At 66.3% G+C, this 12,439-nt stretch carries 11 protein-coding genes; 9 read left to right on the top strand and 2 right to left on the bottom strand.

All coding sequences use genetic code 11. The features are described from left to right. Positions 1-661: 661 nt before the first annotated feature. Complete coding sequence (locus BLM15_RS31005) at positions 662-2,245, top strand: carboxylesterase/lipase family protein (RefSeq protein WP_164547741.1); 1,584 nt, start codon at positions 662-664, stop codon at positions 2,243-2,245. Positions 2,246-2,322: 77 nt separating this feature from the next. Here the strand turns inward: BLM15_RS31005 and BLM15_RS31000 are convergent, their stop codons facing one another. Next, on the bottom strand, positions 2,323-2,664 hold the full coding sequence (locus tag BLM15_RS31000) for a GatB/YqeY domain-containing protein (RefSeq protein ID WP_126116752.1): 342 nt from the start codon (positions 2,662-2,664) through the stop codon (positions 2,323-2,325). Positions 2,665-2,740: 76 nt separating this feature from the next. On the opposite strand from BLM15_RS31000, the gene BLM15_RS30995 reads away from it, so the two are divergent. Then, the gene (locus BLM15_RS30995; protein WP_126116751.1) at positions 2,741-3,163 is read left to right on the top strand and encodes a helix-turn-helix domain-containing protein; all 423 of its coding nucleotides are present in this window, start codon (positions 2,741-2,743) and stop codon (positions 3,161-3,163) included. Continuing rightward, on the top strand, positions 3,160-4,023 hold the full coding sequence (locus tag BLM15_RS30990; protein WP_126116750.1) for an alpha/beta fold hydrolase: 864 nt from the start codon (positions 3,160-3,162) through the stop codon (positions 4,021-4,023). Before BLM15_RS30995 ends, BLM15_RS30990 begins: the two co-directional genes overlap by 4 nt. A 93-nt stretch (positions 4,024-4,116) precedes the next feature. Here the strand turns inward: BLM15_RS30990 and BLM15_RS30985 are convergent, their stop codons facing one another. Further along, positions 4,117-5,001, bottom strand: a complete 885-nt coding sequence (locus BLM15_RS30985; protein ID WP_236846861.1) for a LysR family transcriptional regulator — start codon at positions 4,999-5,001, stop codon at positions 4,117-4,119. Between the two features lie 142 nt (positions 5,002-5,143). Between BLM15_RS30985 and BLM15_RS30980 the strand changes: the two genes are divergently transcribed. The 6 genes from BLM15_RS30980 to BLM15_RS30955 are packed head-to-tail and all read left to right on the top strand — an operon-like array spanning position 5,144 to position 12,439. After that, positions 5,144-6,703 (top strand): ABC transporter substrate-binding protein, encoded by a 1,560-nt coding sequence (locus BLM15_RS30980; protein ID WP_126116748.1) that lies wholly within the window; start codon positions 5,144-5,146, stop codon positions 6,701-6,703. A gap of 11 nt (positions 6,704-6,714) precedes the next feature. Further along, positions 6,715-7,659, top strand: coding sequence for an ABC transporter permease (locus BLM15_RS30975; RefSeq protein WP_126116747.1), 945 nt, complete (start codon positions 6,715-6,717; stop codon positions 7,657-7,659). Then, a complete protein-coding gene (locus BLM15_RS30970) occupies positions 7,656-8,540 on the top strand; it encodes an ABC transporter permease (protein ID WP_126116746.1) in 885 nt (294 codons plus the stop codon). The genes BLM15_RS30975 and BLM15_RS30970 overlap by 4 nt, the downstream gene beginning before the upstream one ends. Beyond that, positions 8,537-9,502, top strand: coding sequence for an ABC transporter ATP-binding protein (locus tag BLM15_RS30965; protein WP_126116745.1), 966 nt, complete (start codon positions 8,537-8,539; stop codon positions 9,500-9,502). The genes BLM15_RS30970 and BLM15_RS30965 overlap by 4 nt, the downstream gene beginning before the upstream one ends. Next, positions 9,499-10,377: an ATP-binding cassette domain-containing protein gene (locus BLM15_RS30960; RefSeq protein ID WP_126116744.1), complete on the top strand. Its 879-nt coding sequence runs from the start codon at positions 9,499-9,501 to the stop codon at positions 10,375-10,377. The genes BLM15_RS30965 and BLM15_RS30960 overlap by 4 nt, the downstream gene beginning before the upstream one ends. Beyond that, positions 10,364-12,439, top strand: a complete 2,076-nt coding sequence (locus tag BLM15_RS30955) for a hydantoinase/oxoprolinase family protein (RefSeq protein ID WP_126116743.1) — start codon at positions 10,364-10,366, stop codon at positions 12,437-12,439. The genes BLM15_RS30960 and BLM15_RS30955 overlap by 14 nt, the downstream gene beginning before the upstream one ends.

The raw sequence follows: 12,439 nt of genomic DNA, 5'->3' as shown, positions 1-12,439 counted from the left end.
TTCCAAGTGCCTATCGGTTGGATTTGCAATCGCGAGTGATCTTAAGACCGGGACCGCGTTCTGATAGGAAGCATACGTGAAGCTTCTAGCGACTGCTGCATCGATTGTAACCGATGGCGGCGCTTCGCTGTCACCGCTCACAGGCTGCCCGATTTCTTGATTCAGCATTTTGCTCCCCAACGCCGGCTCAGGATAGAACCTGTGATTGTAGCGCGCCAAGTGCCTACTTCGTTAAGTGTGCCGAGCAATAGGCGAATCCGCCGGACGGATTTGGACGACTAGCGCCACCAGCGGACTCTGGTTCTTTGTCGGAAAGCGGACTTTGGGAGCTCGGCGGCAGAATGACCGAAGGCGACGCCAAGCGGCCGCTCACAACCACCGTGCTCTCCTCCTACAAGCGGACGCAGCAAAGCCCTGGGAGGTAACGTGCTCGTCGTCCTCAGCGGACTGCCCGGCGCGGGCAAGACGACCATTGGAAAGGTTGGCGGCCAAGCGTTCCGCCGCCTACGTCCGCGTGGACGAAATCGAGCATGCTCTGACCCGTGATGCGAACATGGGACTCCGCTTGCCTACCAGAATATTTTAAGCTTAAAATATATTGCAGCCTGCAGGGAGGGATCTGGCGATGTTTCTGACCGATCGAAGGACTGTTCTCGTTGGCTTGTCGAGTACGCTCGCCGCTGCAGCGCTGGCGCAGGACATGCCGGTGGTCGAGACCGCGAGCGGCAAGCTGTGGGGCTTTGCGCAAGGCGGCGCCGCCGCCTTCTTCGGCATCCCCTACGCCGCCGCCCCCGTCGGGCCGCTACGCTATCGTGCGCCGCAATCGGCCGCGCCCTGGGCCGGTATACGCGATGCGAGCAAGCCGGGCGCAGCCTCGATCCAGACCTTGGCGGGCGCGGCCGCCTGGCTCTATGACGGCGCCGATCCGCAATCGGAAGACTGCCTTTTCCTCAACGTCTGGACGCCCTCCGTTCAGGGCAAGCGGCCGGTGATGGTCTGGCTCCATGGCGGCGCCTGGCGCACCGGCCACGGCCTCGTCGCCGGCACGAACGGCGCAGCGCTGGCCGCGCGCGGCGACGTCGTCGTGGTGACGGTGAATTACCGGCTCGGCGCACTGGGCTGGCTGGCGCATCCCGAGCTCAAGGACGAGCGTTCGGGCACCCTAGCGAATTGGGGACATCAGGACCAGATCGCGGCGCTGCGCTGGGTGAAGGACAACATCGCCGCCTTCGGCGGCGATCCGGCGCGGGTGACGATCTTCGGCCAGTCGGCCGGCGGGCAGAGCGTCGCGACGATCGCGCAGAACCCTGCCAATGCCGGGCTGTTCGACAAGGTCATCATCCAGAGCGGCTCGCTGCACGGCGCCCCGGGCTTTCCTGAACTCGACACCGCCGCTGCTTATGCGGAGGCGCTGGCGAAGCGGCTCGGCACCAGCATCGCCGGCCTGCGTGAGCTTCCCGCCCAGCAGCTTCACGACGCCGAGCTTCAGCTGGCGCGCGATCCTGCCATGGTGCGCTCGCTCGGACGCCCGCCGATTCTGCCTGTGCTCGATGGCAAGGTGCTGACGGCCTGGCCACGTGACGGGCAATTGCCGGCCGTCCCCGCGCTGATCGGCACCACGCGCGACGAAGGCGTGTTCTGGTACGACCTGGTCAATCCCGACGGCAAGGCTGTGGGCGGGCTGAAGTCGCCGCAGACGGAGGCCGAGTTGCAGGCGATGATCCGCGACCTGATCGCGATTTATCGCCCGGAGGCCGCGCATCTGCCGGTGGCTGAGATCGTCGAGGCCTATCGTTCCACCGCGACGCCGGCCGAGGGCGATGCTCTGAAAAGGTGTTGGATCGCCGCCTATGGCGACATCGTCTTTCGCCTGCGCGCACTCGAGGCCGCCAGGCGCCATGCGCGGGCTGGGCACTCCGCCTATCTCTACGAATTCGATCATCCCCTCGCGCCACCGGCGCGCGGCGTTCCGCATACGGCCGAGATCCCGTTCGTCTTCGGCACCTATCGACACCCGTTCTTCAGCGCCAAAGTGGGAGCCGGGCAGGCCGAGGCCAAACTGTCCGAGCTGATGCTGGCGAGTTGGGCCCGCTTCGCTCACACCGGCGTACCCTCAACCGACATCTCGGGAGCGTGGCGTCCGGTCTCGCCGGACGGCAAAGGCGTCAACATCCTCGGCCGCGACAGCGGCTATCAGCTTGCCGACGCCGTCCAGCCCGGGCGCAACGCGGCTTGGAGGATATGAGGCGCCCTTGCGCCAATAGCTGACTCTCGCCGAGCGCCCGTAAGCGGACATCCAAAACGATCGCTCGCGAGCTCAAGTCACTTTAGATACTGCCGGGCCAGCGTCGCTTCGAACCGCAAATCTGCAGCGCGCTGAGCCTGACGCATGCGTTCAAATTGTGCCGCTGCGCCCTCGCGTTCTTCGATCTCCGCAACCAAGATTCGTTGGACGTCACGGTCATCGAGAACCAGTCGTTCCACTTCCGCCGCGCCGCTCCGGAAATCCTGGCCAGATACCGGGCTTGCGGTCGCGGGCGGCGCCTCCGCGTTGTCGAGTGCCGCGAGGAGACTTCGAAGCAGTGCGGCTCGCGGCCGATCCTTCTCCTTCAGGGCATGTCGCAGGTCGGCGCTCAACCGGGCTTTCATCATGCTCGCTGCCATATGATTCTCATTAATCCCTTTACGAATCCTAATTATTACCTATTCTGCCCTAATATAGGAGTGATAGGGAATATCAATGTCTGGCAAACTCGCTACGGTCGAGCAGGCGGCCGAAGAGCTCAAGCTCCATCCCAAGACGGTGCTTCGCTACATCCGCGACGGGCGCCTGCCGGCGACCAAGGTCGGGAAGGCGTACCGCATCGATCAGCGGACGCTGGACGCATTCAGCGGTGTCGTACGGGGTCATTCGGCCCCGGCCGCCGCTCTTCGCGCGACCTGCATCGTCGAGATTGTCGACATCTCGGCCGAGGGAGCGGAGCGGATGGCATCGCTTCTCAATGCGGCCGGCATGACGGGAGACTCAAGGACAGCGCCTTTGCACCTCAGCACGGCGTTCGATCCAACGAGTCGCAATCTCAAGATCGTCGTGATCGCAAGCCCCTCGGACGCTGCAAGGCTGCTTGAGCTGGTGGACCTGCAATTGCGAGCGCTCAAATGACGGCCGCCATCTATCGCAGCGAGAGTACCGCCGCGGCGGTCGAGGCCCTCTATCGCGATGTCCTTGACCGCTGGCCTGTCCCAAAGGAGGAGCTCCATCTGCCGACATGTCAGGGCCGGACCTTTGTGCTCGCATGCGGCCCGAAGGATGCGCCGCCGGTCCTCCTGCTCCATGGCGCGCAGGCGAACAGCGCCGCCTGGCTTCCCGACATCGCGTTGTGGGCATCGCGGTTTCGCCTCTATGCCGTCGACGTCATCGGCGAGCCTGGCCTCAGCGAGCCTGTGCGACCCGATCTGACCGGCGACGCTCACGCCTCATGGCTCGACGACGTCGTCAAGGGGCTAGGGCTCATGGCAATGGGTCTGGTCGGCACATCGCTGGGCGGCTGGCTGGCGCTCGACTATGCGAAGCGCCGGCCGATGGCAGTCCGGGCGCTTGCGCTCATGTGCCCGGCGGGTATCGGCCGCCAGAAAAACCTGCTGCTGTGGGCCGCGCCGCTGTTGCTGCTAGGCTCCTGGGGCAAACGCAAGATTCGCAAAATGGTGTTCGGCCCGCCGCCGAAGGAGCTGCCTGCCGAGCTCCAGCTCATAGCGGGTTTGATGGACAGCATCAGTGGCGCCGTGAGACCACGTATCGTGGATATTCCACGACTGACGGACGACGAACTCCGAGGGTTGGCGATGCCGATCCTTGCGGTCCTCGGCGGGCGAGATGTCTTCATCGATTCTGCGGAAACGCGCCTGCGGCTCGAGCGCAACGCGCCGCATGCAAAGATATGCTTCATCGAGAACGGCTATCATTTCCTGCCAGACCAGTCCGCGGAAATCTTTGCCTTCCTCAAACAGAACGTTCCCGCATAAGGGCTCACGGTGAAGAGGGGCGGTCGGCGCCAAAAGCTGACGTTCAGTCGTTGCCCTAAAGCGGACATCGCTCTGCGGGTGCACACGAGCCCATCAGTTCATCGCAATCTCGCGGGCGAGGTTGGCGAGATAGCCGCATTCGTCAGCGGACTCGTTGTTCCACCACATCGCGCAGAGATTATGCGCGGGTATCGGCGGGTCGGCCTCCAGCACCCGCAAAGCCAGCTTCTCGCCGGAGAGGTGGATCATCTCGCGCGGGATCATCGCGGCGCCGGTGCCGGCGCTGGCGAGGCGCGCGATCACGGTCAGCGGATTGCAGGTATTGAGCCGGCGCGGTCTCAGCCCGCGCGCGCCGAACCACATCTGGATGGTGGTGAACAGGCCCGATGGCGAGCCGTTGGTGAAGATCGGCAGATCGACGAGGTTCTCCGGCGTCGCCACCTTCCCGGGGAAGGGCAGTCCCTCGCCGATCACCCAGACGAGGTCGATCAGCCAGAGCGGGACGATCGTGATCCCCTGATGGGCACGCGGCTGCGACAGGAAGGCGATGTCGATCGAGCGGTCGAGCAGGAGTTGTTCGAGCTTCGTGCTGAAATCGACGGTCACATCGACCTGCAGCTCGCCATGGCGCTGCGCCAATGCCGCCAGCAAAGGGGGCAGGATGGCGGCCGCGAAGGAATCGGCCGCGCCGATCCTCAGCAGGCTGCGGCCGCGCAGCCCGTCCTTGCTGTGGCGTTGCACCTGCTCGGCATGAGCGAGCATGCGCTCGATATCGGCATAGATCGTATTGCCCAGCGTCGTCGGGATCGGGCGATAATGCGAGCGGTCGAACAATTCGCCGCCGAGGATGCGCTCGAGCTCCTTGATGCGCAGGCTCACCGTCGGTTGCGACAGGTTGAGATGCTGGGCGGCGACACGGAAGCCGCCCAATCGGGTCACCCAGTAGAACGCCTCGGCCTGACCAAAGGTGTAGCGCATCGCCAAGACGATAGCCGGAGACAATCAAGCGGCAAGCACTTCTTATTTTTATTCGCCGCCTCAGCGCTCTAGCTTTCCCTCGTTCGGCGCGGCGCCGGCCTCCGGCGCCGCCAAGGCATTGCCATAAAACAGGGGGAATCCGATGCTGACCGTGCCGACAAATCGCCGTGCGTTTCTTGCAGCCGCAGCAGGCGGCGCCCTTGGCGGCATCCTGCCCGCGAGCCTGCTCCACGCCCAGCCAACCAGTGGCAAGACCCTGACCATCGTCCTGCCGAGCAATCCGATCACCATCGATCCGATAAACCAGCTCAATCACGATGCCATGGTTCTCGGCCAGACCGTGTTCGAGAACCTGGTCGAGTACGATGTCGACGGCGTGTTGAAGCCGCAGCTCGCCAAGGCCTTGCCGACGATTTCGGCCGACAAGAAGACCTATACCTTCGAATTGCGCGACGACGTCACCTTCCACAACGGCAAGAAGATGACGGCCGAGGATGTGAAATACTCCTTCGACTACCTGCTCGACCCGGCCAACAAGGCGGCGCGCCGCTCGCTCTTCACGCGCATCACCAAGGTCACGGTGCTGGGTCCGCTACAGGTTCAGTTCGAGCTCTCCGAGCCTTACGGCCCCTGGCTCTATTTCCTGACCAAATACATGGGCATTTATCCCGCCGGCTCGCGCAAGGAGCATGGCGACGACTATTTCAAGTCGCGCCCGGCCGGGGTCGGCACCGGCTTCGGCGTCTTCGAGGAGTGGAAGCCGAACGACTACATCAGCTTCAGGAAGAATCCGAACTACTGGCGCAAGGGCCTGCCGCACTGGGACCGGCTCGTCGTCAAGATGATCCCGGAGGACGCCACCCGCGTCGCCTATCTGCTGACCGGCCAGGTCGACCTGATCAGCGCCCCGCCGCCGCGCGAGTTCAACCGGCTGAAGACCATGCCGGGCATCACCGGCGCCTCGCGCCCGACGCTGGGTGGCGCCCTGCTGATGTACACCAACAACCTGAAGGCCCCTTTCGACGATGTGAACTTCCGCAAGGCGGTCTCCGCCGCGATCGACCGCAAGACCATCGGTGAGAAGGTCTATTACGGGCTGCTCGAGCCTTCGGCCGTGCCGGCGCCCTCGCGCGGCTGGTGGTTCAACGCCGAGGCCGACAAGGAGCTCGGCTTCGACCTCGACAAGGCCAAGGGCCTGCTGGCCAAGTCGAAATATGCCACCGGTGCCGAGTTCGACCTCAGCATCCAGGCCGAGCCCTATCTGCTCGACACCAAGGATGCGGCGATCTTCGTGCAGGCGCAGCTCGCCAAGATCGGCATCAAGGTCAACCTCAAGGTCTACGAGTTCTCGGTGCTGATCCAGCAGGCGATCCGCGGCGAGCATCAGGCGGCGCTACAGGTCTTCATGTCGCCGGGTGAGCCGAGCTACATCATGCAGGTCTGCCTGACGCCGGAGCAGGTGCTGTCGAAGAGCACGGGCTACAACAATCCGGAGTTCAACCAGACGCTCGCTGCGGCCTTCGCCGAGACCGAGGAGACCAAGCTCAAGGAGTCCTATGGCAAGCTGCAGGCGCTCGCCGCCCGCGACGCGCCGATCGGCGTGCTCGGCTATGTCCATGCCTCCAATCTCTGGCGCCAGACGCTCCAGGATGTGAAGGTCAACCAGGGCCTGACCATCGCCCCCGGCGAGATCAAGGTCTGAGCGAGCCTGCCATGCTCCGCCTCATCGCAGGCCGCATCGTCTCCTCGATCGGCACGCTGCTCTTCGTCGGCCTCGCGCTCTTCGCGCTGACGCGTTCCGGACCGGGCTCCCCGGCCCGGATCGTGCTCGGGGCCGATGCGACGGCTGAGCAGATCGCGCAGTTCGAGCAGGCCCACGGCCTCGACCGGCCCTTCCTGCCGCAATACGCCGCCTGGCTCGGCGACGTCATGCGCGGGGATTTCGGCAAGTCCTTCGTCACCGGCCGCGACGTCGCGACCGATATTGTGAACGCCCTGCCGGTGACGTTGTCGATCGTGCTCTTCGCCTTCGCCATCGCGCTCGTCTGCGGAATCGGCATCGGGGTTTTCGCCGCGCTCCGGCCGGGTGGGGTCTTTGACCGGGTCAGCCGCTTCGCCGCGGTGCTCGGCCTGTCGATCCCGGCCTTCTGGCTCGGCATCGTCTTGATCCGCTTCCTCGCCGTCGATCTGCGCCTGCTGCCGCCCGGCGGCTATGCCCCGCTTTCGGCTGGGCTTTCGCTACACCTGCAGAGCATCATGATGCCCTCGCTCTCGCTCGCGGTCTACTACATCGCCGTGCTCGCAAGGATGACGCAGGCGAGCCTGCAGGAGACCTTGCGCGGCGACTATGTCCGCACCGCCCGCGCCATGGGCCTCTCGTCCCGGCAGGTGGTGTTCTACGCGCTGGTCAATGCGCTGCCGCCGGTGATCAATCTCGCGGCGCTCTCCTTCGGCTACATGTTCGGCTGGGCGCTGATCATCGAGCAGGTCTTCAACATCCCCGGCCTGTCGCGCGCGCTCTTGAACGCGATCTCGCAGCGCGACTTCCTGCTGCTGCAAGGCATCGTCTTCCTGTTCACCGCGATCTTCGTCTTCGCCAATCTCGGCGCCGACCTGATCAACCGCGTGCTCGATCCGCGCCAGAGGGCGACGGCATGAGCAATCTGCGCAAAGCCCTTGACGGCCTCGACTGGAGCGGCTGGCTCGGCGCCGGCATCGTCGGGCTGATCGTGCTCGCCGCGATCTTCGCGCCGCTGATCGCGCCCTATGATCCGCTGGCGCTTAATATCGAGGACAGGCTCGCCGCGCCCGACATGAAGCACTGGCTCGGTACCGACCAGGGCGGCCGCGATGTGCTCAGCCGCATCCTGTTCGGCGCCCGTGCCTCGCTCTCAGTCGGCATCGGCGCGGTGCTGATCGGCGCAGCGATCGGCGTCACCGCTGGGATCTACGCCGCCTACAAGGGCGGGCTTGGCGAGCAGATCGTGATGCGCATCGTCGACGGCGTCGCCTCGATCCCGCTTCTGGTCTGGGCGATCGCCATTGTCGGCATCCTCGGCGTCGGGCCGCTGCCGGTCGGCCCGCTGCTTTTGCCGAACGAGGTCAAGATCGTCGTCCTCGTCGGCTGCCTGTTCTCGCCGGTCTTCGCCCGGGTCACCTATGCGGTGGCCAGGCGCATCGCCGGGGCCGACTATGTCCGCGCCCGCTTCCTGCAGGGCGCCTCCCACTGGCAGATCGTCATTGGCGACGTGCTGCCCAACTGCCTGTCGCCGATCATCGTGCAGGGCACGCTGCTGGTCGCGATCGGCATCGTCATCGAGGCCTCGATCAGCTTCGTCGGCCTCGGCGTGCAGCCGCCGCAGCCGAGCTGGGGCACCATGCTCTCCGACGCCCGCAGCGCGATCTATTCCGGCGAATGGTGGCTGCCGGTCTTCCCCGGCCTCGCGATCTCGCTGACCGTGATCGGCTTCAACCTGCTGGGCGATGCGGTGCGCGAGCTGTTCGACCCGCGCAGCGAAGCCAGGACGCTGGTCGCATGAGCCCCGCCTTGCTCAGCGTCGAGGGCCTGCGCGTCGGTTTCCGCTCGGCTGATGGCGGCATGGTCGAGGCGGTGCGCGGCGTCGACTTTTCCGTCGCAGCCGGCGAGGCGGTCGGCATCGTCGGCGAATCCGGTTCGGGCAAGAGCCTCACGATGCTCGCGGTGATGCGCCTGCTCGGTGCGCCGGCCCGCACCATCGGCGGGCGCGTGATCTTCGACGGCGAAGACCTGCACGCTGCCGACGAGAAGCGCATGCGGGCGCTGCGCGGGCGCGACATCGCCATGGTCTTCCAGGATCCGCAGAGCTCGCTCAATCCGGCGTTGACCATCGGCCGGCAGATCGTCGACGTGGTGCGGGCGCATCGCGGCGTCTCCGCCGGGGAGGCGCGCCGCATCGCGGTGGAATCGCTGGAGCGGGTCGGCATCCGCGATGCCGGCAAGCGCCTCGCCTCCTACCCGCACGAATTCTCGGGCGGCATGCGCCAGCGCGCGTTGATCGCGATGGCGATCGCCTGCCGGCCGCGGCTGCTGATCGCCGACGAGCCGACGACCGCGCTCGATGTCACCGTGCAGGCGCAGATCGTCGACCTGATCGCCGAACTGCGCCGCGAGCTCGGCCTCGCCATCGTTTTCATCTCGCATAATCTCCAGCTCGTCGCCGAGATCGTCGACCGCGTCGTCGTGATGTATGGCGGCAAGGTCGTCGAGGACGGACCGGTCGAGGCGATCGAGCTTGCGCCGCGCCATCCCTATACAAGCCTGCTGAAAGCCTGCGTGCCGAGCCTCACCGGCCCGGTCGGCCCGCTCACCGCGATCGAGGGCGCGCCGCCACGGCTTGGGCGGCTGCCGGTCGGTTGCCCGTTCTCGCCGCGCTGCCCCGACGCCATCGAGGCCTGCGCCAGCGAGATGCCGGCGCTTGTCACTGAGGCCGGACATCGCACCGCCTGCTGGAGGCCGCGATGACCGGCCCGATCCTCGCGCTGCGCGGCGTCTCCAAATCCTTCCCGCAGGGCGGGCTGATCGACCGCCTGCTCGGCCGCGATAGCCGGCTCGTCGCGCTCGACGATGTCAGCCTCGACGTCATGCATGGCGATGTCGTCGGCATCGTCGGCGAAAGCGGTTCGGGCAAGTCGTCGCTGGCCGGTCTCGCGGTTGGGTTGGCGCAGCCGACCTCCGGCGAGGTGCTGCTCGACGGCGAGCCGATGGCGGAGCTGATGCGCGACCATGCCGGGCCGTGGCGCCGGCGCGTGCAGATGGTCTTCCAGGATTCGAGCAGCGCGTTGAACCCGCGCAAGAGCGTCGTGCGCTGCCTCGGCGAGACATTGGCATTGCGCGGCGTGCCCAAGGCGCAGCGCGAAAGCGAGATTGCCGAATTGCTGACGCTGGTTGGTCTCGGTCCCGAGATCGGCTCGCGCCTGCCGCATGAGCTTTCCGGCGGCCAGCGCCAACGCATCGGCCTGGCGCGCGCGCTGGCGATGAAGCCGGAGGTGCTGATCGCCGACGAGCCGGTCTCGGCCCTCGACGTTTCCTTGCAGGCACAGGTGATCAACCTCTTGTCACGTTTGACCCGCGAGCTCGGCCTGACGCTGCTCTTCATCAGCCACGACCTCGCGCTGGTGCGCACGCTGTGCAGCCGCATCGTCGTGATGAGCAAGGGTGCGATCGTCGAGCAGGGGTCCTGTCTCGATGTGCTCGACCAGCCGCAGCACCCCTACACCCAAGCTCTCATCGCCGCCGTGCCGAAGGGCCTCGCCGGTCGGCGCACGCCGTTGCTGGTACGGGCCGCGGACGACGCAGCGATCCCCCAAACCCAGGAAGACATCCATGGCGCAGCATAGCTACCGGATCGGCATCGACATCGGCGGCACCTTCACCGATATCGTGATCGCGCGCGACGATGGGCTGATCGAGACCCGCAAGGTGCCCTCGACGCCGGACGATTACAGCCGCGGCATCGCCCAAGCACTGAAGGCGCTGGTCGAGGACTACCAGACCACGCCCGACCGGATCACCGGCATCGTCCATGCGACGACGGTCGCGACCAACGCCATCCTCGAGTATAAGGGCGCCCGTACCGGCCTTCTGACCACCGAGGGCTTCCGCGACGTGCTCGAGATGCGCCGCTTGCGCATCCCGGTGCTCTACGATCTGCAATACGACAAGCCGAAGCCGCTGGCGGCGCGGCGTCTCCGCCTCGAGGTGCGCGAGCGGCTAGGCCCCGATGGCGCGGTACGGATCCCGCTCTCGAAAGAGAATGTCGTCGCAGCGGCGCGGCGCTTTCGCGAGGAGGGCGTCGAGGCGGTGGCGATCAGCTTCCTGCATGCCTACGCCAATCCGCAGCACGAGATCGAGGCTGAAGACATCCTGCGCGCCGAGCTCGGCGACGGCGTCTATATCTGCCGCGGCTCGGAAATCCTGCCCGAGATCCGCGAATACGAGCGCACCTCGACCGTGGTCGTGAACGCCTATATCGGCCCGGTCGTGCGCAACTATGCCAGTGCGCTGACGGCGCGGCTCGCCTCGATCGGCGTCACCTGTCAGGTCGAGATGATGCATTCCGGTGGCGGCATCATGCGATTGGGCTCGGCCGTGAAGCGCGCCGCCTCGCTGGTCGAATCCGGCCCCGCCGCCGGCGTCATCGCCTGCGCGCGGCTGGTTTCGGGGGGCGACGAGCCCAGCATCATCTCGTTCGACATGGGCGGCACCACCGCCAAGGCGGCGCTGATCGAGAACGGCGAGCCGGCGCGCACCACCGAGTACGAGGTCGGCGCCGGCATCAATCTGTCGAGCAAGCTGGTTAAGGGCGGCGGCTACCCGATCAAGATGCCCTTCATCGACGTCTCCGAGATCGGTGCAGGGGGCGGCAGCATCGTCGCCATCGACAAGATGAACCAGGTCTCGGTCGGTCCCCAGAGCGCCGGCGCCTGGCCCGGTCCGGTCTGCTATGGGCTCGGTGGCCGGCAGGCGACGCTGACCGACGCCTTCCTGACGCTCGGCTACATCAACGACATCGCGCTCGCCGGCGGCAGCTTTCCGCTCAAAGCCGATGCCGGCCGCGCTGCATTGAACGATCAGGTCGCGCGCCCGCTCGGCCTCGATCTGACGCAGACGGCGCGCGGTGTATTGACGCTCGCGGTCACCACCATGACGCGGGCGGTGAAGGCGGTCTCGACCTATCGCGGCCGCGATCCCCGCCAGGCGACCCTGGTTGCCTTCGGCGGCAATGGCCCGGTGGTCGCGGCCGAAGTCGCGAGCGCGCTCGGCATCCGCCGCGTCATCGTCCCGCGTGCCGCCGGCGTCTTCAGTGCCCTCGGCCTGCTGCGCTCGGATGTCGAGCAGGAGTTCGTGCGGCCGTCACGCCATCGCCCCGGCGAGCTCGACGATGCCGGGCTGGAGCAGCTCTTCGGTGAGCTCGGCGCCGACGCACGCCGCATCCTCACGCTCGAAGGCTATGATCTCGCGCAGGCTGAATTCCGCTATGCCGCCGACCTGCGTTATGTCGGCCAAGCCTATGAATTGACCGTGCCGGCCAGGCGCTTCGACATGGCCGAACTGGCCGAGCTGTTCCATCGCGAGCACGAGCGCACCTATGGCCATCGCTCGCAGAAGGATGCGGTCCATCTCGTCAACGCCCGCCTGACGGTGCGCCTGCCGCTTGTCGCGCCGCGCCACCAGTTCGCGGCGGAAGCGCCGATGCGGCGCGCCGACCGGCCGGTCTCCTTCAACACCAGCGGATCCGCAGCCTCGATCGCCGTGATCAGCCGTGCCGACCTCGACGGCAGCGCGCGGCGCGGGCCCTTCGTCGTCGAGGAATACGACTGCACCTGCGTCGTCGGCCCAGGCCAGAGCGCAAGGCTCGACGAGGCCGGCAATATCGACATCGCCCTGGAGGCCGCGTGA

This window comes from Bosea sp. Tri-49 (assembly GCF_003952665.1).
Lineage (GTDB): Bacteria > Pseudomonadota > Alphaproteobacteria > Rhizobiales > Beijerinckiaceae > Allobosea.
This window is presented reverse-complemented; position numbering and strand designations above follow the sequence as displayed.

Bases quoted from the DNA above. Each gene is read 5' to 3' on its own strand.
- BLM15_RS31000 (WP_126116752.1), bottom strand. From the start codon at position 2,664: ATGGCAGCGAGCATGATGAAAGCCCGGTTGAGCGCCGACCTGCGACAT.
- BLM15_RS30975 (WP_126116747.1), top strand. From the start codon at position 6,715: ATGCTCCGCCTCATCGCAGGCCGCATCGTCTCCTCGATCGGCACGCTG.
- BLM15_RS30990 (WP_126116750.1), top strand. From the start codon at position 3,160: ATGACGGCCGCCATCTATCGCAGCGAGAGTACCGCCGCGGCGGTCGAG.
- BLM15_RS30995 (WP_126116751.1), top strand. From the start codon at position 2,741: ATGTCTGGCAAACTCGCTACGGTCGAGCAGGCGGCCGAAGAGCTCAAG.
- BLM15_RS30970 (WP_126116746.1), top strand. From the start codon at position 7,656: ATGAGCAATCTGCGCAAAGCCCTTGACGGCCTCGACTGGAGCGGCTGG.
- BLM15_RS30960 (WP_126116744.1), top strand. From the start codon at position 9,499: ATGACCGGCCCGATCCTCGCGCTGCGCGGCGTCTCCAAATCCTTCCCG.
- BLM15_RS30955 (WP_126116743.1), top strand. From the start codon at position 10,364: ATGGCGCAGCATAGCTACCGGATCGGCATCGACATCGGCGGCACCTTC.
- BLM15_RS30965 (WP_126116745.1), top strand. From the start codon at position 8,537: ATGAGCCCCGCCTTGCTCAGCGTCGAGGGCCTGCGCGTCGGTTTCCGC.
- BLM15_RS30985 (WP_236846861.1), bottom strand. From the start codon at position 5,001: ATGCGCTACACCTTTGGTCAGGCCGAGGCGTTCTACTGGGTGACCCGA.
- BLM15_RS30980 (WP_126116748.1), top strand. From the start codon at position 5,144: ATGCTGACCGTGCCGACAAATCGCCGTGCGTTTCTTGCAGCCGCAGCA.